Source organism: Litoribacillus peritrichatus (assembly GCF_039537985.1).
Classification (GTDB): domain Bacteria; phylum Pseudomonadota; class Gammaproteobacteria; order Pseudomonadales; family Litoribrevibacteraceae; genus Litoribacillus; species Litoribacillus peritrichatus.
Map to the genome: position 1 here is coordinate 53,957 of NZ_BAABBN010000002.1, position 21,731 is coordinate 75,687.

General features: G+C 44.7%; 23 protein-coding genes. 13 read left to right on the plus strand and 10 right to left on the minus strand.

The window, feature by feature from the left end:
• Positions 1-73: 73 nt before the first annotated feature.
• Positions 74-991 (plus strand): prenyltransferase, encoded by a 918-nt coding sequence (locus ABD744_RS00285; RefSeq protein WP_344794249.1) that lies wholly within the window; start codon positions 74-76, stop codon positions 989-991.
• 132 nt (positions 992-1,123) lie between these two features.
• Complete coding sequence (locus ABD744_RS00290) at positions 1,124-2,923, plus strand: acyl-CoA dehydrogenase C-terminal domain-containing protein (protein WP_344794251.1); 1,800 nt, start codon at positions 1,124-1,126, stop codon at positions 2,921-2,923.
• A gap of 92 nt (positions 2,924-3,015) precedes the next feature.
• Here ABD744_RS00290 and ABD744_RS00295 read toward each other — a convergent pair whose 3' ends face one another.
• Together ABD744_RS00295 and ABD744_RS00300 are read right to left on the minus strand one after the other, a co-directional pair.
• Complete coding sequence (locus ABD744_RS00295; RefSeq protein WP_344794253.1) at positions 3,016-3,690, minus strand: endonuclease; 675 nt, start codon at positions 3,688-3,690, stop codon at positions 3,016-3,018.
• A 241-nt stretch (positions 3,691-3,931) separates the two neighbouring features.
• On the minus strand, positions 3,932-4,417 hold the full coding sequence (locus ABD744_RS00300; RefSeq protein ID WP_344794255.1) for a DUF4442 domain-containing protein: 486 nt from the start codon (positions 4,415-4,417) through the stop codon (positions 3,932-3,934).
• A gap of 243 nt (positions 4,418-4,660) precedes the next feature.
• Between ABD744_RS00300 and ABD744_RS00305 the strand changes: the two genes are divergently transcribed.
• Positions 4,661-5,572, plus strand: a complete 912-nt coding sequence (locus ABD744_RS00305) for a LysR family transcriptional regulator (protein WP_344794257.1) — start codon at positions 4,661-4,663, stop codon at positions 5,570-5,572.
• A 250-nt stretch (positions 5,573-5,822) separates the two neighbouring features.
• On the opposite strand, the gene ABD744_RS00310 is transcribed toward ABD744_RS00305, so the two are convergent.
• Positions 5,823-6,803 (minus strand): YbgA family protein, encoded by a 981-nt coding sequence (locus ABD744_RS00310; RefSeq protein WP_344794259.1) that lies wholly within the window; start codon positions 6,801-6,803, stop codon positions 5,823-5,825.
• Positions 6,804-7,120: 317 nt separating this feature from the next.
• Between ABD744_RS00310 and hemH the strand changes: the two genes are divergently transcribed.
• Both hemH and ABD744_RS00320 read left to right on the plus strand, forming a co-directional pair.
• Entirely contained in the window at positions 7,121-8,098 is a 978-nt protein-coding gene (hemH, locus tag ABD744_RS00315) for a ferrochelatase (RefSeq protein ID WP_344794261.1), read from the plus strand.
• Positions 8,099-8,116: 18 nt separating this feature from the next.
• Positions 8,117-8,911 (plus strand): hypothetical protein, encoded by a 795-nt coding sequence (locus ABD744_RS00320; RefSeq protein ID WP_344794263.1) that lies wholly within the window; start codon positions 8,117-8,119, stop codon positions 8,909-8,911.
• A 7-nt stretch (positions 8,912-8,918) separates the two neighbouring features.
• Here ABD744_RS00320 and ABD744_RS00325 read toward each other — a convergent pair whose 3' ends face one another.
• Entirely contained in the window at positions 8,919-9,158 is a 240-nt protein-coding gene (locus ABD744_RS00325; protein ID WP_344794265.1) for a hypothetical protein, read from the minus strand.
• Between the two features lie 208 nt (positions 9,159-9,366).
• Here ABD744_RS00325 and ABD744_RS00330 point away from each other — a divergent pair, with 208 nt between their 5' ends.
• Positions 9,367-9,747: a histidine triad nucleotide-binding protein gene (locus ABD744_RS00330; protein ID WP_344794267.1), complete on the plus strand. Its 381-nt coding sequence runs from the start codon at positions 9,367-9,369 to the stop codon at positions 9,745-9,747.
• Between the two features lie 62 nt (positions 9,748-9,809).
• Here ABD744_RS00330 and ABD744_RS00335 read toward each other — a convergent pair whose 3' ends face one another.
• From ABD744_RS00335 to ABD744_RS00350, 4 genes are all read right to left on the minus strand, one after another.
• Entirely contained in the window at positions 9,810-12,953 is a 3,144-nt protein-coding gene (locus ABD744_RS00335) for an efflux RND transporter permease subunit (RefSeq protein WP_344794268.1), read from the minus strand.
• Positions 12,954-14,045, minus strand: a complete 1,092-nt coding sequence (locus ABD744_RS00340; protein WP_344794270.1) for an efflux RND transporter periplasmic adaptor subunit — start codon at positions 14,043-14,045, stop codon at positions 12,954-12,956. It abuts the gene before it with no gap.
• A 179-nt stretch (positions 14,046-14,224) separates the two neighbouring features.
• Complete coding sequence (locus ABD744_RS00345; RefSeq protein WP_344794272.1) at positions 14,225-14,779, minus strand: DUF4136 domain-containing protein; 555 nt, start codon at positions 14,777-14,779, stop codon at positions 14,225-14,227.
• 223 nt (positions 14,780-15,002) lie between these two features.
• Entirely contained in the window at positions 15,003-15,731 is a 729-nt protein-coding gene (locus tag ABD744_RS00350) for an SDR family NAD(P)-dependent oxidoreductase (protein ID WP_344794274.1), read from the minus strand.
• Positions 15,732-15,866: 135 nt separating this feature from the next.
• Between ABD744_RS00350 and ABD744_RS00355 the strand changes: the two genes are divergently transcribed.
• The 3 genes from ABD744_RS00355 (at position 15,867) to ABD744_RS00365 (ending at position 18,349) form a co-directional block, all read left to right on the plus strand.
• Complete coding sequence (locus tag ABD744_RS00355; protein WP_344794276.1) at positions 15,867-16,760, plus strand: LysR family transcriptional regulator; 894 nt, start codon at positions 15,867-15,869, stop codon at positions 16,758-16,760.
• A gap of 40 nt (positions 16,761-16,800) precedes the next feature.
• Positions 16,801-17,646 (plus strand): sulfurtransferase, encoded by an 846-nt coding sequence (locus tag ABD744_RS00360; RefSeq protein WP_344794278.1) that lies wholly within the window; start codon positions 16,801-16,803, stop codon positions 17,644-17,646.
• 199 nt (positions 17,647-17,845) lie between these two features.
• Positions 17,846-18,349 (plus strand): hypothetical protein, encoded by a 504-nt coding sequence (locus ABD744_RS00365; protein WP_344794280.1) that lies wholly within the window; start codon positions 17,846-17,848, stop codon positions 18,347-18,349.
• 99 nt (positions 18,350-18,448) lie between these two features.
• Here ABD744_RS00365 and ABD744_RS00370 read toward each other — a convergent pair whose 3' ends face one another.
• Entirely contained in the window at positions 18,449-18,757 is a 309-nt protein-coding gene (locus ABD744_RS00370) for a type II toxin-antitoxin system RelE/ParE family toxin (RefSeq protein ID WP_344794282.1), read from the minus strand.
• A gap of 2 nt (positions 18,758-18,759) precedes the next feature.
• The gene (locus ABD744_RS00375) at positions 18,760-18,948 is read right to left on the minus strand and encodes a hypothetical protein (RefSeq protein WP_344794284.1); all 189 of its coding nucleotides are present in this window, start codon (positions 18,946-18,948) and stop codon (positions 18,760-18,762) included.
• Between the two features lie 470 nt (positions 18,949-19,418).
• On the opposite strand from ABD744_RS00375, the gene ABD744_RS00380 reads away from it, so the two are divergent.
• The 4 genes from ABD744_RS00380 (at position 19,419) to ABD744_RS00395 (ending at position 21,669) form a co-directional block, all read left to right on the plus strand.
• Positions 19,419-20,684: a tyrosine-type recombinase/integrase gene (locus ABD744_RS00380; RefSeq protein WP_344794286.1), complete on the plus strand. Its 1,266-nt coding sequence runs from the start codon at positions 19,419-19,421 to the stop codon at positions 20,682-20,684.
• 36 nt (positions 20,685-20,720) lie between these two features.
• Positions 20,721-21,059, plus strand: a complete 339-nt coding sequence (locus ABD744_RS00385; RefSeq protein WP_344794288.1) for a hypothetical protein — start codon at positions 20,721-20,723, stop codon at positions 21,057-21,059.
• A gap of 113 nt (positions 21,060-21,172) precedes the next feature.
• On the plus strand, positions 21,173-21,355 hold the full coding sequence (locus tag ABD744_RS00390) for a helix-turn-helix transcriptional regulator (RefSeq protein ID WP_344794290.1): 183 nt from the start codon (positions 21,173-21,175) through the stop codon (positions 21,353-21,355).
• Positions 21,352-21,669: a hypothetical protein gene (locus ABD744_RS00395; protein ID WP_344794292.1), complete on the plus strand. Its 318-nt coding sequence runs from the start codon at positions 21,352-21,354 to the stop codon at positions 21,667-21,669. Before ABD744_RS00390 ends, ABD744_RS00395 begins: the two co-directional genes overlap by 4 nt.
• Positions 21,670-21,731: the final 62 nt, after the last annotated feature.

Below are 21,731 nucleotides of genomic sequence, written 5' to 3' on the forward strand. Positions count from 1 at the left end.
GTTTTTTTGTTTTCGGTTATACTGCTTTGACTCTTGTATTTTTCATGGTCTTAAATGTCAGGGATGATGGCGGATGAAAGTTGATCAGCAGTGGCTTACTAATTTTTTGGGTGTGATTCGAGCACCGTTCTTAAGTTTATCTTTGACCTGCGCTTTTTTGATTTGGTCTTTGGCCTTTTTCCAGTCCGGTTTACCTTCTTTGTTTGATAGCTTGTTGATTCTGGTTGCTTTGGTTTCTGCACATATGGGAGTCAATGCGCTTAATGAGTATCAGGATTTTATATCCGGCCTGGACACATCAACGCAAAAAACCATGTTCAGTGGCGGCAGTGGCACGCTGGTTGAGTATCCGGATTACTTAGAAACTACGCGCCGAATAGCCAAAACCTGCATCACTGTCTCGTCAATTATTGGTGTGTGGTTCGTGTTGAGTGTTGGCATTGAATTGCTGCCTGCGGGCGTATTAGGGCTATGGTTGGTTGTGAATTATTCGGATAAAGTGAATCAGCATCCTTGGTTGTGTGTGGTAGCGCCTGGACTTGGCATTGGAGGGTTGGCGCTTCTTGGTGGTGTTTATATTTTATCGGGCGGGATTTCAGTGCAGGCCTTGCTGGTGAGCTTGATGTTTGGCGTATTGATTAACAATGTTTTGTTATTGAACCAGTACCCTGATGTCGAAGCAGACCGGACAGTAAACCGAAACCACTTGTGGATTGCTTACGGTTACGATTTTTCACTGGCGGTGTTTCGGGTTCAGTTGTTGGGGGTGTTTGCCCTGTTGGCCATTGCCGTCATGACCGGCTGGTTGCCGTCTTTAAGTGCAGTGACTTTTGCGGTGCTGTTTTTCGTGTTTCCGTTGTTTTATGATACTTTCAGTCTGGCTCGGTTAAAGCAAAATGAACTGGCTGCTCTCGGGAAAAATGTCATGCTTTGCCACTTTTTTCCGCTTTCTTTGGCGATCTCTTTGATTTTTTCCAGAATCTTCGCTTGACCAAGCGTTCGCTCGTTATACAAACGTTTCTAATTCGAGTAAAATTACGCCCAATTTGTGAGAGTTGGCGGTTAATTTCGAGTAAATTGCCTTCCTAATTGATTGAGCTAAATAACAAAGCTGGAGACGAAAATGGCTGAATATAAAGCGCCTGTGCGTGATATGCAGTTCCTTCTTAAGGATGTTTTTGAAGCTGATAAGCTATGGGCAAGGTTGCCTGGCGTAGCAGACGTTGTTGATCCTGAAACTGCTGACGCAATTCTGGAAGAAGCATCAAAAATCGCGAATGAAGTGCTTGCGCCTTTAAACCGTGAAGCAGATGAGCAAGGCTCAAAGTGGGAAGATGGCAAGGTAACACCTCCGGAAGGTTTTACTGAGGCATACAAGACCTACATCGAAGGTGGCTGGAACGGCCTGGGTGGTAACCCAGAGTTCGGCGGCATGGGCATGCCAAAGACTTTGGTTGGTCAGTTCGAAGAAATGATCCAGGGTTCTAACATGTCGTTTGGTCTTGCACCGATGTTGACAGCTGGTTCATGTCTTTCAATCAACGCTCACGCCAGTCAAGAGTTGAAAGATAAGTATCTTCCAAACATGTACTCAGGCGTTTGGTCTGGTGCGATGGATTTGACTGAGCCTCATTCAGGTACAGATCTTGGTATTATCCGTACTAAGGCAGAGCCAAATGCTGATGGCAGTTTTAACATCACAGGTACTAAGATTTTCATTACCTGGGGTGAGCATGACATGGCTGAAAACATCATTCACTTGGTGTTGGCGAAGCTTCCTGATGCACCGAAAGGCCCTAAAGGCATTTCTTTGTTCTTGGTACCTAAGTTCCTGGTTAATGACGACGGTTCTTTGGGCGAGCGCAATGACTTCTCTTGTGGCTCTATCGAGAAGAAGATGGGCATTAAAGGTTCTGCTACTTGTGTAATGAACTACGACGGCGCGAAAGGCTGGTTGGTTGGTGAAGAGAACCAAGGCTTGGCATGTATGTTCACTATGATGAACTACGAGCGTTTGGCGGTAGGTATTCAGGGCATTGGTGCGGCAGAAGCGTCTTACCAGAGTGCTGTTGAATACGCGCTTGACCGTGTTCAGAGTCGTTCTCCAAAAGGAGCTCAGCACCCAGATAAAGTAGCCGATCCGATTATCGTACACCCAGACGTACGTCGTATGCTTTTGACTATGAAAGCCTACACGGAAGCGGGCCGTGCTTTCTCAACCTATACTTCAGCTTGGTTGGATCGTGCTAAGTTTACTGACGATGCAGAAGAGAAGAAACTTGCAGATACTATGGTTGCTCTTCTTACTCCGGTTGCTAAAGCGTTCTTGACTGATAAAGCGCTTGAGTCTGCAATCGCGGGTCAGCAGGTGTTTGGTGGCCACGGTTTCATTCGTGAGTGGGGCCAGGAGCAACACGTTCGTGATATTCGTATTACTCAGATTTATGAAGGAGCAAACGGTATTCAGGCGCTTGACCTTATGGGTCGTAAAGTTGCAATGACCGGTGGTGCTTCATACAAGTTGTTCGCGGACGAAATGAAAGCGTTCATCGCAGAGAATGAAGGTAATGCCGAATTGGCTGAGTTCATCACGGCATTGAAAGATGCGGTTGCTAACCTGGACGATCTGACAGCTCATATTCTTGCTGCAGCAAAAGAAGACGCGCATGAAATTGGTTCTGCTTCAGTAGAATATCTGCATGTATTCGGCTTCACTGCATACGCGTACATGTGGGCTAAGATGGCTAAGGCTTCTCTAACTAAAATTGCGGAAGGTGATACCAGCGGTTTCTACGATGCTAAATTGTCGACTGGTCGTTTCTTCATCAAGCGTTTGTTGCCTAACTACATTGGCTTAACTGCTTCGATCAAGAATGGCGCGGAAGTGCTTTACGAATTGGATGATGATAAGTTCGCTTTCTAAGCGTTCTTTGATTCAATAAAAAAGCTCGCTTATGCGAGCTTTTTTATTGTCTGTAACAATTTAAGGTTCGTGCTGATGAACTGGATTAATTGTTATCGGGTAATTGTAATATCCAAGTCTTTTATCGCATGTGGGTTATCGATAAACCGATTTCTGGTGCCCTGTATTTTTTCTACCAGGTTATTTCGGTCTATTTCGGCCTGATCCACCGGGTCTTGTTCGTTCCACTCTAGTAGCATCTGTGAGCTTCCCAGAATGGGCAGGTTGTATGCCTTATTCATATAGAAAATAACCCGTGCAATGTTGCCTTTGATTTCATCTGCAGGCTCAACCGACTGAAACGCTGACTTGTAAGAGCAATTCAGATTAGGAAATTGGTCGCTGCGATTCGGTAACTCCGAGTATTTTGAGTTTCTGCGATTTAACTCTACCCGAGGTGAAACCGGATATAAGTTATGTAGATCGGAAGCAGCGTATTTATAATCGGTATTGGATTTACGACAACGGCTTTTGGTGCCGCAGTCATAGTGGTCTAACATCCATTGGGTGTTATAAATATGCCCGGCGACAATACGTCTTGTTTTGCCCTCGAAGGGCTGTTCGCAGAAAAATGATTTTCCGCCGTTTGGATACAGCTCATCCCAAAAAATATCTTTGGCTGCTTTTTTAGGGTCATCAATTTTAGACTGCCCATCGGCAAAAGCATTGTATGTAGCAAAGATACCTAATGTGATAAATGAGGCTGTAATCAGGCCTCTGGGTTTCATCGGTTCAATCCCTACTTACGTTTGTTATTTTTTTAAATTGAGAACAGTGTAACAGTCTGGGAAGTAATTTAAAGATGTTAAAGACAATTATTTGACAGATTTAAGGCTTTGTGTCATACGTTTGTTTGAAACAGACATTTCATACCTCTATAGTACCAGTTTCGCTGAATTACCCAGCGAGTTTGGTGGATGGCCAAACAAATTTATACTGTTTGGCCATTAACATGAGGCACTTTCGACCCTATTTACGTTTTTTAGGCACCCAGGCCCAAATCATTTCACACGTCAAAGGCTCTTGGTTGTCTTCATCGGTCACAGTGATTTTGACGCTGATATCGCCTTTATCATTGTTGATCATTTGCTGACGCTGTTCATCGGTTAATTCTGCTACGGCTTTCAGGTCTCCTTTGGCACGACGTACGTAGTTCAGATTCATGGATTTGATCAATAGCAGTTTATCGTCCGGGCAGTTCATGCCGCACAAAAAGCCAGTGGCTGATTCGGCCAATAATGCCATCGCCGCTGCGTGTACACCTTTAATATGATTTTGTACTTTTTTCTTGTTCTTGATGATCAGAACGCTTCTTTCTTGGTTGAGTTCTTCGATCTGTACATTGGATGTGCCGGCAAAAGGAATCACTCGGCCAAAAAACATAGACAGAGTACGTACTTTCAAGGGAGTTGGCAGTTTATTGATGTTTGAAACGATGTTGAATAATTGGCTCATGAACGAGATTCCTGTTTTGATGTTGGCGCATTTTAAACCGATTTTAGCTCTCTGAAAAAGGTTGATATGTCACCAAAACAGAAAGATTGCGATTAAAACTCCATAAAATCAGTCGATAAGTCTATAGTTAGAGAATTAATAACAATTTTTGGCTAAAAAGTTGTGCTAGAGTGTGCCTAAATATTTATGAATACTGTTGGCAGATAATAACAACAATGCCCTGATAATGTGGAACCATAGAAGATGGATCTCAATGATTTTTTAATTTTTACCCGAGTTGTCGATTGCGGTAGTTTAACTGCGGCGGGTCGAGAACTTAATATGCCGAAATCAACAATCAGTCGTCGTATTACCCAACTGGAGGAGCGTCTTTCGGTTCGCCTTTTGGACCGAACAACACGTCACCTTAAATTGACGGAAATCGGGCAGCGCTATTATGAGCATTGTCAGCGAATACTGAAGGAGATCGAAGAGGCAGAAGCCAGCCTTTCCGATTTGCAGAAAAAGCCGCAAGGTCGTTTGAACATTTCGACGCCGGTTGAGTTTGGTATGTACTACATGGGTGGGTTGGTGTCTTCTTTTATGGAAGAGTACCCTGAAATCCAATGCCGTGTGGACTTATCCGGTCGGGCAACGGATTTATTAGAGAACGACATTGATATAGCTTTGAAAATCGGCGATCTGCCGGACTCTAATTTTGTTGCGACGCGCCTGGGCGTTTTATCACGTGGTATTTATGCCAGTCCGGAGTACATCGAAAAACATGGCCCGATTGATACCCATGAAAAACTGATGGAATCCAACTGCATTGTGATGCATCAAAGCCAGCACTTACCCTGGAGTATCATCAGCCCTGATGGTGAACCTATTCAGCTTAGGGTGAAGGGCAGCATGGTGGCGAATAACATCACTTTTATTCGTGATGCTGTCATCGGTGGTTTGGGCGTTGGCTTGTTACCTGTGGATATCAGTACTAAAGCGGTGCAAGACGGTCGTTTGGTGAGTGTTCTGGATGCGTATACGGTTCCGCCTTCCACGTTACACGCGGTTTACTTATCGCGTCGATATGTGCCGCCAAAGATCACGGCATTTATTAATCACCTGAAAGAAAACCTGGCAATGGCAGCATTTGAGGCAATAGAATCAACCTCTTAACGATACTTAATGTTTTGTTACAAAATGTTTCATAAGTTGGAACGATGAATTCGAATTTGCGCTCTTTTAAATAATCTGGCGCTGGCTATAGTAGTAACTAGTCTGTTTCGCGATGCTTCTGAAGCATCCGGGTGATAGGCTAGGCTATTCAATCCTTTTGTTAGGCAGTACCAGACACGGAACATGTCTGTCGTTGTTGGCCCTAAACAGTAAGTTTAGGGCTTTTTTTTGCCTGCTACATTTGCCCTATCTAAATACCGTTTCGCAGACCCAAGGTGTGAGGATATGGCTGGAGATACATTTGTTGCTCGATGTACTCGCTGCCACGTGTTTTTGTGTAATGTTGTATTAACGTCATTGGTACGATCAAAGGCACAATGCCTTGGCGGTAATCTTTAATAATTTGGCCTAACTCGGTTTGCTCTACTCTGCTTAACTTCCCTTTGAAGTATCCTCGGATATGCTCAAGCACATTGGTGTGGGACTTTCGTGTGGCTTTTTTTTCTAAATAGTTCATTGCTCCGGCAATATACAGCTCAGCGGTGTCAGCTAAAGGTTTGTTCTTTAAGTTAGCAAGCAGTTGGCCTAATTGCTTATAACCTTTAATGGAGTGGGCCATAAGCTGGTACTTAATTTTTTGATGAAAGTTGATCAGCGAGGTGGCCGTCAATCCTTGCTCATTCATTGTTTGCCAATGATGGTAAACCACAACCCGCACCAAAAAGTTTTCCAGTAACACAGGATCATTCAACCTACCTTCTTCTTCAACAGGAATCAGCGGGTGGGCCTCTTTGAACGCTTTGGCGAAAATGCCCGGGCCACTGTTTTGCGCGTAGCCATTGTCCGCATACACTTTAACCCTGAACACCCCACAGCTGGGCGACTTTTGCATGAAAATATAACCGCTTAGGTGGCCCAGTTCAGAAACCCGTTGTTGGCTGTAGCTGGCTAAGGCGTCGGTGACATCAATCTGGTTGTTCTGACTTTCGACCACTCTTTGTGTTTTTTCATTGCCGACCAATCTTAAGGTTTTTCTTGGTACGCCTAACCCCGCACCCATTTCAGGGCAGCTGGCGACGAAGTTAAAATACTGCCCCAGTTGTTGAGTGCATAACTTAGAGTGTTTATGACCGCCATCAAATCTGACACTCTCGCCAAGTAAACACTGACTGATGCCGACATTGATTTTATGTTCTGATAAATCTGAACTTGCTTGATAAGGGTTGTGCATGGTCGTTTCCTCTTCGAGTGTTGTTTAGGGGCTTCGACGCCACCACTCTAAAATATGTGTACTGATAAGGTATACGGTACGGATTGCCAAACGGATCACTGGTATTTTGGAATATCTGAAGACTTGAACCTTGGCTCGTAAACGGGAATGTTGCAGGTGTGCCTTTGACGTTGTAAAAAATTGATATCGTCTTGAGTCGGTGGGCTTTACATTTGCATTATCCTGACATAATGACTGCGTTCCTCCGATTTATCCGGTAGTATTTGGCCCAGTTTCAAGAATCATTACGAGTTTAATTTGTTAGGAATATCAACGTTATGTCTAAGAAAGTGGGCGTGTTATTAGTTAATTTAGGAACGCCAGAGCAGCCTACCACTCAGTCTGTCCGTAAATTTTTGGCGGAGTTTTTGTCCGACCCGAGAGTGGTTGATATCCCCAGGTTTATTTGGTTGGTGATCCTGCATGGTGTCATCTTGCGTATACGCCCTAGGAAAGTGGCAAAGCTGTACCAAAGTATTTGGTTTGAAGATGGTTCACCTTTGATGCATTACAGCCGTCAACAGCAGAAAGCGTTGTCGGAAGCCTTGGCAGATCAAAATATCCCAGTGGAACTGGCTATGACCTACGGCAAGCCTTCCATGGCAGACGCCGGACAATCTTTGGCTAAACAGGGGGTAAACCACATCGTTGTATTGCCCTTGTTTCCTCAGAACTCGAAAACCTCAACCGGAGCTGCATTTGATAGCCTTGCCCGTAGCTTAAAACAATGCCCTCATGTTCCAGGCATTACCTGGGTGAGTGATTATCATGACCATCCCGGTTTTATCGATGCCTTGGCGGCTTCAGTGACGGAATACTGGGCGGAATTTGGCCGGGGAGAGCGCTTGTTGATGTCCTTTCATGGTGTCCCGGAGCGATTGGAAGGCTTAGGTGATCCTTACGCTCGTCAGTGCCGTATAACGGCTCAAATGGTTGCTGATAAGCTTGGTTTGAAAGAAGGCGAGTGGCTGGCAGCGTTTCAGTCTCGTTTTGGTCGGGAAGAGTGGGTCAAACCCTACACCGATGCAACGTTGGAAAGCTGGGGGCAGCAAAAGTTTGGTCGGGTGGATGTGATTGCGCCGAGCTTTTCAGTGGATTGTCTTGAGACGCTGGAAGAAATTCAAATTCAAAACAAAGAAATTTACGTCGAGGCGGGTGGGCAGGAGTACCATTACATTCCGGCGCTTAATGCTAACGCTAAGAACATCGAATTTCTCAAAACGCTTGTGGAGCAATACCTGCCTGATATTCGCTAGTAACGGGTGATGTAAACGATGAATTCATTCCTGCGTACCGGGTTATGGGTTTTGATCTTGGGGGGGCACTCCAGTTTTTCGGGTGCATCTCCGGTTGCTATTCCTCATCTTGATGATCAGCCTTGGGTCATGGCTGGCGTCGGCTACCAGCCAGGTACACGCGAGGTTTTATTTTATGAATATCATCGGTTTGACTTGGACGATGAAGGCTACGTCAAACAACGATATGTTGAATACCGTCATCCTGACGGTGAATTAAAAAGCGTCAAGCAGATAGAGTATCGTCCGGGAACCCCTTGGACACCGAAGTTCCACTATCGTGACCTGGAGTTGGATTATCAGGTCGGTGTTGATGTCACGCGGAACGATGTCACGTCGAACAGGGGCAACCAACAACGTCTGGGGTTGATGTATTCAAAGGTTGCGCAAGAAGCCAAAGAACAAGCCAGTGCGCGGCTTATGCCGAATACAGTGATAGATGCCGGGTTTGATGCCTACATTCAAAAGGTTTGGCCGAAACTCACTGAAGGCGATACTGTCTCGTTTGAATTCCTGGCTCCACTCAAATTAACTCAATATGACTTTTCTCTTAAAAAAGTATCTGAGAATAAAGACATTTGCGAATTGGAAATGTCTTTGGACTGGTGGCCAATTGACCTGCTGATCGACCCTGTAAAGCTCTCTTATCAATGCAGCTCTAAGCAACTTATGCGTTATCAAGGGTTGACGAATCTGAGGGATGAGAAGGGGGATCAGTACACGGCGGATATTCACTATCAGTGGTTTAAGGCATACCCGCCGTTTCGGTTTTGAGTGGCTGTTACACCCCATCCAGAATAGCAAACGTCAGGAACAAAGACGCCAATGCTATGGTGATGACAAACCCAAGTGTCGGAACCGACATCATTGCGGCGGCGGTGAATAACCAGAGTGCGCGCACCCGGCTTTCTCTTTTTCGCCTGATCATCACCCGCTTGTTGCCATAAGCCACAGGTTCCCATTCAGCATCAAGCAGATAGTTTCTAATCATAAACGTTAGCATTAGTACCGATTTAATCATGATTCCACCCAGCCAAGAGAGTAAGAAGTTAACGGTTTGGCGAGACTGAAGACCAACACTTTTTGTGATTTCCCAGCTCTTAAAATCTAGTCGGCTATTTATAGGCATGCTATGTTATCGGTACTTTTGAAGAAAAATTAAACCCTGATTAACGCATAACGTATTAAATTATTTGCTGTTTTTAACTGTTCAGCTATTGGAAAACACTATGTCACAAGTGAATACAACTGAAACTATTTTTACAAAAATCATCAACCGCGAGATACCGGCAGACATCATTTATGAGGACGAGCTGTCGTTAGCCTTTAAAGATATTAATCCTCAGGCGCCGGTTCATTTTTTAGTGATACCAAAAAAGCCAATCGCGACGATCAATGATATTGAAGAAGCAGACCGGGTGATTGTCGGGCACTTATATATGGTGGCGGCTAAGTTGGCCAAAGAGCAGGGTTACGCAGAGGACGGTTATCGGGCTGTAATGAACTGCAATAGCCATGGCGGCCAAACGGTTTACCATATCCATTTGCATGTATTGGCGGGTAAACCCATGGGATGGCCTCCTTACACTGAAAAGTTAAAAGAAGCCTGATTCTTTAACGCGATTATAAAACAGGCAATGCAAAGACATTGCCTGTTTTATATTGTCGTTCGCTACAGTTGATTCAATGGCTTGTATTTCACTCCGTAGAATAGGGTATAAAGCAACGGGATAACGATTAACGTTAAGATCGTTGCAAAACCAAGTCCGAAGATAATAACCACCGCCATACTCTCGAAGAAGGCATCAAAGAGCAGTGGAATCATACCCAGCATGGTTGTAATCGCTGCCATGCTGACCGGCCGGACACGACTCACCGCCGACATAAACACGGCCTTATAGGCTTCTGTGCCTTCTGCCAGTTCCGTGTTGATTTGATCCACTAAGACGATGCCGTTTTTCACAATCATGCCTGATAAGCTCAGCATGCCCAGTAATGCCATAAAGCCAAAAGACTTACCTGTCACGACAAAACCGATGAATATGCCGATGATGGCGAGAGGCACGCAAGCCCAGATAACCAGTGGTGTTTTCACCGCATTAAATAACAGCACGGTAATGATAAACATCAACAAGTAACCCATTGGCAAAGCACCGAACAATGAAGCTTTTGCATCACCGGAGCTTTCATGTTCACCACCCCAGGAAAGATGGTACCCCGAAGGTAACTCAATGGCTTCGACTTTTGGTCGGATGCGGCTGAACACCTGAGCTGCGGTTTCATCGCCAAGAATGTTGGGATCGGCCTGCACGGTCAAGGTTCGTTTGCGATCTTGTCTGTGTATTACCTGATCTTCCCATTCGGTTTTAAAGTCGGTTACCACCTGGGAGATAGGGACGTAGCTGCTGGTGGTTGGACTCCACACTTGAAGGTTAGGCAGACTGTCCACAGTTTGTCGCTGATAATCCGGTAGACGCCCTTCGATCGGCAGTAGGGTGGTGCCGTCACGGTACAATCCCAGTTGAACGCCCCGGAAGCTCATTAAAAGGATTTTGTCTAAATCCGATTTACTGATGCCGAGCTTTCTGGCACGAGCCTCTGCAAACACCGGTCGAATGACTTTGGCCCGGTTACGCCAATCATGACGGATATAGCTGGCCCCCGGATCTTGTAACATCGCCTCTTCCACTTGCAGAGCCAGTTCTCGAAGTTTGTCCGGGTCTGGGCCTGTCAGGCGAGCTTCAATTTTTGCATCGTCAGAAGGGCCTAACATGATGCGCTTGAATTTCACTTTGGCATCAGGGTAGTTGTCTTCGAGATAATCGGTCAATTGCGCAATGAAGGGTTGGATGTCTTCCAGCTCTTTGGTTCGAATGAGTAACTGACCGTAATTGCTGTATTGCTTCTCTGGTGAATAGGTAAGAATAAAACGCTGTACGCCTTTGCCTACGGTGGTCGTTACATGTTCAACAAAGTCGTGATCGAGTACGTGTTTTTCTATTTGCTCCAGATCGAAGTGGGTATCTCTGATGTCTGTGCCTTGCGGTTTCCAGTAATCAATTAAGAAAATTGGGGTGGTTGACGGAGGAAAAAATGCCTGTTTCACAGTGCTGAAACCGTAAATGGAACCTGCTAATGCCGCCACCAAAACAAGAATGGTTAACGCACGGAACCGCATGGTGAAATCAAGCAGAGACTTGTAGATTCGGAAAAAAGCCCCTTGATAAGGGTCACCCTGAATAGGGTCGCTCTGAACGGAGTCGGCCTGAATGGGCTCGCTCTGAACGGAGTCGGCGACATCTTGACCTTTGTCGCCTGCGTTCTCATCCGGCTGAGTATTCTTAAACAGGAAATCGGCCAGAAACGGGGTGATGGTAATTGCGGTTACCCAGCTTAGAAACAGCGAAATCATCAAGACATAAAACAAGGTCCGACAAAATTCGCCGGTGGCATCTTGTGATGTACCTATGGGGGCAAATGCCATGATGGCAATGACGGTGGCACCCAGCAGTGGCCAGATGGTTTGTTTAACAATGGCTTGAGCCGCTTTCAATGTTGACTGGCCTTTTTGTCGGCCAATGAGAATGCCTTCGGTGACCACAATGGCGTTATCCACCAACATCCCAAGTGCAATGATCAGTGCGCCCAGAGAGATACGCTGAAGATCAATGGCAAAGACTTTCATGAACAAAAAAGTCCCCAGCACGGTTAAGAACAGTACCGTACCAATCAGCAAGCCACTCTTGAATCCCATGAAAATCAACAGAACAAAAATCACGATGATGACGGCTTCCGCGAGGTTAATCACGAAATTACTGACCGAGGCAGACACTTCGTCCGGCTGGAAATACATGGTGTCCAGTTCAATACCTATGGGCCGGTATTCTTCAAGTTCATCCAGGCGGCTACGAATGTTCTCGCCGATGTTCACTACGTTCACGCCTTTGGCAAAGGAAATTCCTACGTTAATAGCGGGCTTGCCATTAAAGCGCACCAGGTTGGTGGGGATTTCATCAAAGCCTCGCTCAACGTTCGCAACATCCCCCAGGTAAATCAGCTTTTGGGCACCCCGTTCGCTGATCAACAGATTTTCAAGCTGTTTGACACTTTCGAATTCACCCGTTGGATGCAAACGTATGTTTTCCTGACCTACGTGAATGGATCCGGCATTGGACACGGTATTCTGGTGACCAATGATTTCATAAATACGATCTAAGGAAATGCCGAGTGCAGCAAGTTTGTTTTTATCAATATTAACAAATACTTTTTCTTGTAACTCTCCGGCTGTGGATACTTTACCCACCCCGTTAATGAGTACTAACTCTCGCTTCAGGAAGTCAACGTAATCGAGCAATTCTTTGTGGCTGTAGCCGTCGCCTGTGACATTAAACATGATGCCGAAAACGTCCCCGAAGTCGTCGTTGACTTGCGGTGTGCCCGCACCTGGCGGTAACTTGTTTTTGTTGTCCTGTACTTTACGCCTTAGCTCATCCCAAATTTGAGGAAGAGTGGACGCGTCGTATTTATTTTTGATGGTGACGGTTATCTGAGATAAACCGGGGGTTGAGATGGATGAGATTTCATCAACGTAGGACAGCTGTTGAATGGCATTCTCTAAAACGTAAGTGACTTCTTCTTCCACCTGTTGTGGTGAGGCCCCGGAATAACGGGTGACAACGACCGCATCCTTAATGGTAAATTCAGGGTCTTCCAACCGGCCTAATTCCTGAAAGGAGATAATGCCGCCAATGAGCAGAATAAGAACGACCAGCCAACTGGTCACTCGGTTGTTAATAAAATAGCCAGCAGTGTTCATTTACAGACCCCGCTCTCTTTCCCAGGCACGAACTTTCATGCCTTCGCGTAGATTGGTTACGCCTGCAGTGACTATGATGTCTCCGGGTGATAAGCCGCCATAAACTTCAATGCCTGCGCTGGATAACTGACCGATCTTAATTTCAGCCAGATGAGCGGTATAGGTTTCAGGGTCTATTTTCCATACGTTACGAACTTTACTGTCTGAATCTTGATTGTCGCTTGAAAATACGGCACTGACCGGAATTTGGTAGTCTGGTGAGGCCGCTGTCGACATGATTCTCATATCCATCGCAACGTTGGCTGTCATGCCGGGTAATACGTTAAAGTCGGCCGGCATGTCCATTTCCAGTTTAACTTCGTAGCTCAGGGTTTGAGGGTCTGCTTCTGTGCTGTGTTCTTTGTAGTAAGCAAGGTAGCTTTTACCCGGATTAGAATCGAAAGTAATGGTGGGTTGGTAATCTTTGGCGTTGGTATTTAATTGGGCAAGGACAGACTCGGGGAGTTGGAAACTGATGGTGATGGTGTTGTCCGACTGCAAATGCAAAATGACTTGTTTGGCTTGTACGTTCTCATGATTTTCAACCAAGGTTTTGGAGACAATCCCTGAAAATGGAGCGACCAGTTTGGTATAAGCCAGGTCTTGTTTGGCTAAATCGAGCGCGGATTTGGCTGACAGGTAACTCGCTTTCTTTTGGTCGACCGTGGATACCGCGATGACCTTCTTTTCTAACATTTTTTTAAATCGAAGGTAGTCAATTTTTGCCAGGTCGAACTTGGCTTTTCGGTCATCCACTTGCAACTGGAAGTCGGTTGTGTCGAGTTGCGCTAATAACTGGCCCTTTTCTACTTTCTGTCCTGCTTTGACCGGAAGCTTGACCAGCTTGCCTGCCACTCTGAAACCGAGAATGGATTGATCGCTCGCTTCGATGGTTGCTGGAAAGTTTCGGATGGAAGAGGTGTTTGCTTCGCCAAGCAGCAGCAACTTGGCGGGTCGGACAATCTCTTTATGTTGTGGGATTTCTTGTTCACAGCCACCGAGCATAATCAGGGCGGTCAGAAAGCATACGAATTTGAGCGAGTTGGGTATCATGGGCTTCTCTATAATCTGTTTTCTCAGGTAGAGAAACTATAGATCAACCAAGAGGATAACTGAATATTTTCAACAGGTTTCTAAGTGTTCAGGAGATAAACATTGATTAGTTATTTCACTAGAAATAAACGGAGTTACAGGTGTGAACTCCGCTTAGTTAATGTCCTGTGTCTATTTTCTTACTCAGGCACTTTAGGAATGGAGCGCTGTGCTTTGCGGATCAGGCTTTGAATGGCGCCTGTCATTTCTTGTTGTTCAACGTCCAGATTAGATGCTTTAGAAGAGTAAGCTAATTTCTTTTTAGTGCGGTCATATATCAGAATGGATAACTCGGCGGATAAAGAAATACTGCTTGAACCTTCATTGACTCTGGAGGTGTTGATCCCGCTGGATTTTGAAAAACTGATGGAGGCCTCTGCGTTTTCCGCTTGCTGGGCAACGTTCACCGGAATGATTTTATAATCATAATCCGTGTAAAGATCGGTTGGTGGCTCAGATAATTGATAACCCTTTAAGTTCATGAGTTTGTTTACGTCAGCCCTGATCTTTTGATCCAACTGGTATTGTTTATCGAATACGCCGGATTTCTTTTTAATCTCTGGTGATTTCCAGGAATACGTTTTAGCTTTAACAAACGCATTACGATCCAGTAGATCTGGGTTTAACCCCAAAATGGCACAGCCGGTAATGCTGAGTAGAGACAGTGTTAAAAAGACGATTCGAAGCTTCGGCATGAAGAAATATTCCCTGTTTGTATTTTTCTTGAGAAGTATTCTACAGATAGAAGGTTTGATCGAATAGGTTAAATTACTAGATCCATGCAGTGAGTGTTGAAGTTATGTTCTGTTCAGTGTGGAAGCGAATGTACTTTTTACAGAAATCCCTAAGCTGAAAGAAAAAGGCCAAATTGCTGAAGGATTTTGGCCTTTTCTTGTTCGGATTAGATTTGTTTTCAATTTACAGTAAAAAACCGCCGTCGACTTCTAAAACGGCGTTACGCATGGCTTGTGATTGATCTGATAGTAAGAACTCTATCGCACCTATTTGGTCTTCTGGGATGAGTACTCTCCCCAGAGGTGTACTGTTCAACGTCTCGAATAACTCGGTTTGCTGGTCTTCACTCATCCCTGCTTTCCCCTGGATTTCGGTGGCTGTCACCCCAGGCCGTACCGAGTTGATTCGGATACCTTGTGAAGCCAGTTCCAAATTGGCAACGCGAGCGATGGCTTCGAAAGCCGCTTTACTGGCGGAATAAATGGCGGCGTTGGGGAAAGCTTTGGTGACCGCGATGCTGGAAACAAACACCACGCTGGATGGGTTGCTCAGAACCGGCAGTAAAGATTGAAGTGCGATCATCGGGCCTTTGGTGTTGATGTTCATGGTGAGGTCAAAATCGTCTTCTGTCGTGTCTGTGAAAGATTTAGGATAAAAGACCCCTGCATTCAGAACTAAGCCATCCAGCTGCACTTTGTCTTTTTGCAGTGCCGCAGCGAGTTGTTTTATTTGTGCTGTGTTTGCATTGTCTGCTAAGTACCCTGCGCATCCGAGTGTTTTTACGGTTTCGTCTATCTTAGTTTGATTTCGGCCCGTAATAATCACTTGATGGCCTGTGTGAATCAATCGTTCAGCCAGAGCTCGGCCGATTCCAGCGGTGCCGCCAGTGACAAGAATGGTTTTTCCGTTCATGTTGATACTCTCTTATGTGGGTTTGTTGAATTTATTTGTTGAATTTAAGAGAGCGTATCAGCTTGTACTGTTGCCAATAAGATACCAATATATAAACTTACTGGTTCTTTTATAGAAACAAAAAGGTAAGGCTATATGTCGTATCTCAATCTTCCGCTCTTGCATGTGTTTCATTTGGTGGTTGAACGTGGCAGTTTCCAAGCGGCTGCAAACGAACTGAATTTACCGCGTTCTTCGGTCAGCAAGAAAATACGTCAGCTTGAGGGGTACGTCGGGCAGCCTTTATTACAACGTTCTACCAGACAGCTTCATTTAACGGATGTTGGTCGAAACCTGTTGTCAGAAACGGGTGAGCTGCAGTCGGTACTGACGAACTTGAGTGGGCTGATGGATGACATTCAAGCTTTACCGAAAGGCTCGGTGAAACTCAGTGCGAATATCCTGATGGGGCAGCGTTATTTAGTGCCTATGATGAAGAAGTTGCGGAGCACTTACCCGGAAATTGAACTTGAATTAAGTTTGGATGATCGTTACGTCGATTTATTGGCAGAGCATGTTGATATTGCGGTTCGCATCGGGCAATTGCCGGGTTCGTCATTAATTGCCCGTCAAATTGGTGAAAAGTGTTGGGGGTGGTTTGCTTCGGAGCGTTATCTGGCCGAACAAGGTGAACCGAAAACGCCTCAAGCCTTGACTGAGCATGATTGCCTGGTCTTTGGCTCAATGACCTTTTGGCCGTTTCAAAACAAACAAGGCGACACGGAAACCATAGAAGTATCCCCAGCCATTAAAACCGATAACAGCAGGGCATTGGTGGACATGGCTTGTGAAGGGTTGGGGATCATCATGGTTGACCCTAAGTTCATTGCCAAAGAACGTCAGGCAGGGTTGCTCAAACCCATATTGACGAGCTGGGTGCATCCTGAAAGCAGTCCGATTAATCTGGTCTGTGTGGGGCAGCGAACCCGAGCTGTCGAGGCTGTTTGGCAGTTCTTGCTGGAAGAGTGGGCGCAGTTTGTGCCTCAGTAGTTTTTAAGCCGTAGAGAATAGCTGTGAAAAGGAGATGATAATGAATAGCCCATTGGTTACGACCGAATGGTTAGCAAGCCAAACTGACCTGTCTGGCATCTTTCTGCTGGATGTGAGTGTGGCGAACGTGGTCGGCAAAACGCCGATCTCTTATGACCAACTTATTACGATTCCAAACAGTTATAAAGTGTCCGTTGATCGTGACCTATCAAACACTGAAGCGGTTGGTGTTCATGTTTTTCCTACTGAAAAACAAATTCAGAGCGTGGCCAACAACATCGGCTTCAATACGCAAAGTACCTTGGTTTTGTATGATGATCAGGGTATTTATTCGTCGCCGCGTGCCTGGTGGATTTTTAAATCGTTTGGCTTTGAACACGTATTTATTCTTGACGGAGGTTTACCAAAGTGGCGCGCCGAGGGGCGGATGACGGATATGGTGCATCTTGTACCTTCCGGGAATATCGTAAGCGAAGACTTCAAATTGGACTTATCTGCGGTGAAAACAGCGACTGACCTTTTGGTTAATATTGAAACAGAAGCTTCAACGGTGGTGGATGTACGGGCTGCTGATCGCTTTTTTGGTCGTGTACCGGAGCCAAGACCGGGTGTCCGAAGCGGTCATATTCCTAAGTCATCCAATCTTCCGTTCCTGAAAGTATTAACTTCGGACGGCTTGACCTTTAAGTCACCGAATGAGTTAAAGGTGTTGTTTGAAGCAGAAAACTTTAATCCGACGGCTTCTTATATTTTCTCCTGCGGTTCAGGCATGACGGCCTGTATCATGTTGGTGGCGGCCATACTTGCAGGTTATGAAAACGTCTGTTTGTATGATGGATCATGGGCAGAATGGGGCGCGGATAGGTCGTTGCCGATTGAGGTTTAATTAAAATTCGCTTTGAAATGGCTCAGTGATTAATACGTTAATGGTCCTTAATTATTCATCGATGCCATTTGTTTAATTTCTATTCTTGAAGGTACTTTTCTCTGTGATTAGGATGGCGTCTTGGTACCTACCAGTGCCACTTCACATGCAGGCGCACTCAAGCCTGTCACTTTGAACTCCAACTATCCAAGAGAGTTTTATGGAAAAGGACATTCAATTAGTCGATCAAATGGAAGCCGCGCTTCTGTCTCTTCTTTCTTCGCGCAAAGAAGCTATTCAGCATTACACCCAACAAGACGCTTTCTCTCACATGGTGCTGTCAGTCGCTCACTGGCATGCTGACCTTTACTGGAATCTATGTGAAAAATCCGACTCGGAATTTGAGGAGTGGGAAGAAGACGACTGCGACAGCCAAGAATTTATTATTTTATCGGATTTCGATGAATTACCACCGGTGGAACAGTTGTGCGCATCACTGGATGCATTAAATGAAGAGGAACATGAAGGTGACAGTATTCAGGCGGTTATGGAATGGACTCACTCTTGTTTGGCCGCAGCATTCCGACGACCTCTGGTGATGTCTGCACTTGCAGAGGTGATGAACGGAAAGTGCCCGGATGATCCGGCACGGCTGGATCAAGTGATTCAGGTGAGAGACACAGATCATTATTTTGAATATAACTTTCTTAGCGTTGCGAGCTAGCGGCTGTATACGTGTTTAAGGTATTTTGATATCAATGGCAGGTCATCATTCATTATTTAAGGTGGCCTGGATTTATTGATGGTTTTGATCACCGTTGGTTTAGATAATCTCCCAGGGTTTATGTTCCATCTTGGCTAAATCTCGGCTGCCATGAATTACAGCGATTATGTAAAGGTGATCTGCTTTTATCAGATAGAGAATCCGGTAATTTTGAAAAATAAGCTCTCGTACATCTTTTCGTTCTGCTTCAGGAACTTCACGACCCATTAATGGTTGATCCGTAAGAAGACTGACGGCATCAATAATCCGGTCAATAAACTGTTCTGCATAGGAGGGTACGTCACGGGCAATATGTGCATAGATATCGCCTAAGTCCAGTTCAGCGGGTTCTGACCACTCAATGATCATAATTATTTATATTTTGCCATAATCCGTGCTTTAACTTGATCATGGGGGGTGGTTCGACCTTCTTCTGTGGCTTTAATTCCCATTTCAACTTTTTGCTTTACATAAAGCTCATACATAATGTCATTTAAAGTGGCCTGATCGGGCAAGTGATCAATCAGACGCTTAGCTTCTTCTTTGGCGCTCAGTGACATGGGGAATCCTCTATTGGTTTTCAACAAAGTGCTTAGGAATAAATTAGCTGATTTGACGAAGTGAATCTAGTGATCAATGGGGAGCAGAGTAAATTAATGTTAACTTGGATGCTGGGGCTTGTCAGCTAATCAATGGGATCGGAGTGAATGAGTGCTGTGTCTGAGCTGATTTGACCCCAATTGATTTAGGGAAAATTGAGGTAGAAACTAGATATGAGTGTTCGAAAAGAAAGAAGTTAAAGGAAAATGGTGGGCCTGCACGGACTTGAACCGTGGACCTATCGATTATGAGTCATTAATTTTTAAATTCTATTTAAATTCTTTTCATTTCACTAAATTTCAAGTCTTTTATTTCTATGGGGTTGTGTGTTAAATCTGCGTCGTATGCTTTCACGAAGCTAAATTTCTTTTCTTCATAACTACAGTTATAACTACAGTTTTACGTTGGTAACTGTAGTAAGGTTGGCATAATGGCAAAGTTCAGTTTTCGTACACATGACCAAGTGATAAGGCTTCCTATTACTGGTAAGCAATATGAGGCTTACAGGGATACAGGAAAGAGAGGTGAGGGCCGTTTAGGTGTGCGGGTAAATCCTAAAGGCTTGAAGGTCTGGATCTATCGTTTCTTCTTCAGTGGTAAGCGACTATTCGTTAATTTAGGCCGTGTGTCGGATGGTATGACAATGAATGCTGCTCAAAAAGAAGCGGATAAATTGAGCGATATGCTTCTTCGGGGGCAGAACCCCAAAGAAGAGCTTGCTGCCCTTGAGAGGGTCAAACAGGAAGAACATAGATTAAAAGAGCAGCGGGGAACTATTAAACAGTTATTTGAAGCGTATACAGAGCAAATGCGAATAGATGGTAAAAGAACTCATCAGGCAGTATTAGCTGCTTTAGAGAAAGAAATTTATCCTCATATTAAACCAGAAACCAAAGCTGCTGATGTAGACACGCAAAGTTTGGTTGAAGTTCTGGCGAAGATCATTTCCAGAGGTGCTGCTACCCAGTCAAATAGAGTTAGATCGTATTTGATGGCTGCTTTTAATTATGGGCTTCAACACGATAACAACCCCGCGACTATAAATGCTAAAGCTGTCTTTGCTCTTAAATTTAACCCAGTGTCTAATATACCAAAGCAAAAAGCGGCAGAGAGGGTTGGGAATAATTATCTTTCGTTAGTTGAGCTAAAGGAAATTGTAGAGGATTTTTCTCAAACTCCGAGAGTGGGTGTACTTCCACATCTTCTTTTAAAGCTATGTGTCTTTACGGGTGGTCAAAGGCCTTATGAGTTGATTTCGTCAAAGTGGTCTAGTGTGGACTACGAAAACCAAACTCTTTTGATCCCTCCTGAAATATCTAAGAACAAAACCCCGCATTTATTGCCTCTAACAAAGTCGGCTCTAGGCGTATTAGACGAACTACGCGATTTAGCAGGCGAAAGCGAATATATATTTCCTAAATCGAATAACCCTGAAGAGCACTTGAGAACAGATAGTCTTAGTAAAGCCATATCTCGTTACCGTGATTATAAGCCTGATTTCAACCAGTTCGTTGCTAGAGATATTAGACGTACCTGTAAAACGCTTATGGGTGAGCTAGGTATCAGTAAAGAACTTAGAGACCGTATTCAGAATCATGCCCTGAATGATGTAAGTTCAAAACACTATGACCGATATGATTATCTTCCAGAAAAGCGTCACGCTCTGGAATCTTGGGAATCTTGTCTATCCCATTAGAATTAAGCTGTATGTGAGAATAAGGGAGTGGAAATTATGAAGAAATTAAGTGAGAGATTAAAAGCTGTAGATCAGACTGCTCAGGATCAAATGGTAGCTATCTATAAAAGTAATTTTGTAGGTCTAAGAATGAATGAAACAGAGAAAGAACCAAATAGTATAAAGTCAGACAGGCTAAGGGTGGCGCTGGAAGCATATAGTTACTTTTATATAGAGAATGAATTTACACCTACTAAAAAGGAAATATCAGAATGGGTAAAAGGTGTATCGGAGTCACAAGGTATTGTAAGTAGAACACAAGATCAACAGGATGAAAAAGATGGTTTTAGTCAAAAGGTTTGCGATGAAATTGCCAAGATAGTTTTGATCAATTAACTTGATTTTAAATCGGGGGTGTCTCCCCCCTGTCACCTTCCTGTCACCTCCCTTCGGCTTATTAAATTTCATACATTGATGATTCATTTCAAACAGAATCATGAGGTATGAAAATGACTCAACTAATTACACCTAAACAGCTTCAAGAAAAGCTAAATCGTTCACCTGTAACAATCTGGCGCTGGTGGGCTAAAGAGAAAATCCTTCCTTCCCCTGTGATGGTTCAAGGTCAAGCAATTGGTTGGCGACCAGAAGTTATCGAGCAATGGCTCACTAAGAATGAGGGGGCTTCATGATGAACAAGGAACGTTGCTTGAGACTTGGATTCCCTGAACCCCAAAGTTTCGAGAACCAGACTGGCTATGTATTGCGGTGCTTACTAACAGGTTTGCTTGTAGATACCAGAAAAGCGCGCTTTATTGGTATTTATAACCTTCATTCGGTCATACCAAAACTAAAGAGACGAAGGGTGCCTTTTGAACATCACCATTTAGTTGTTCAGTGTCCTGAATCTGGGGAAGTTTCTGGTAGACCGGTCAACGTGATTTATATGACCGAGAAGCAGCGGAATGAGTACCTAGCTCATCAGAAAGAACGCGCCAAGCCATAAGCAAGGCGCATATCTATTACTGCTGGTGGCATGGTCGCCAAACTCTTCCACCAGCATTTAAG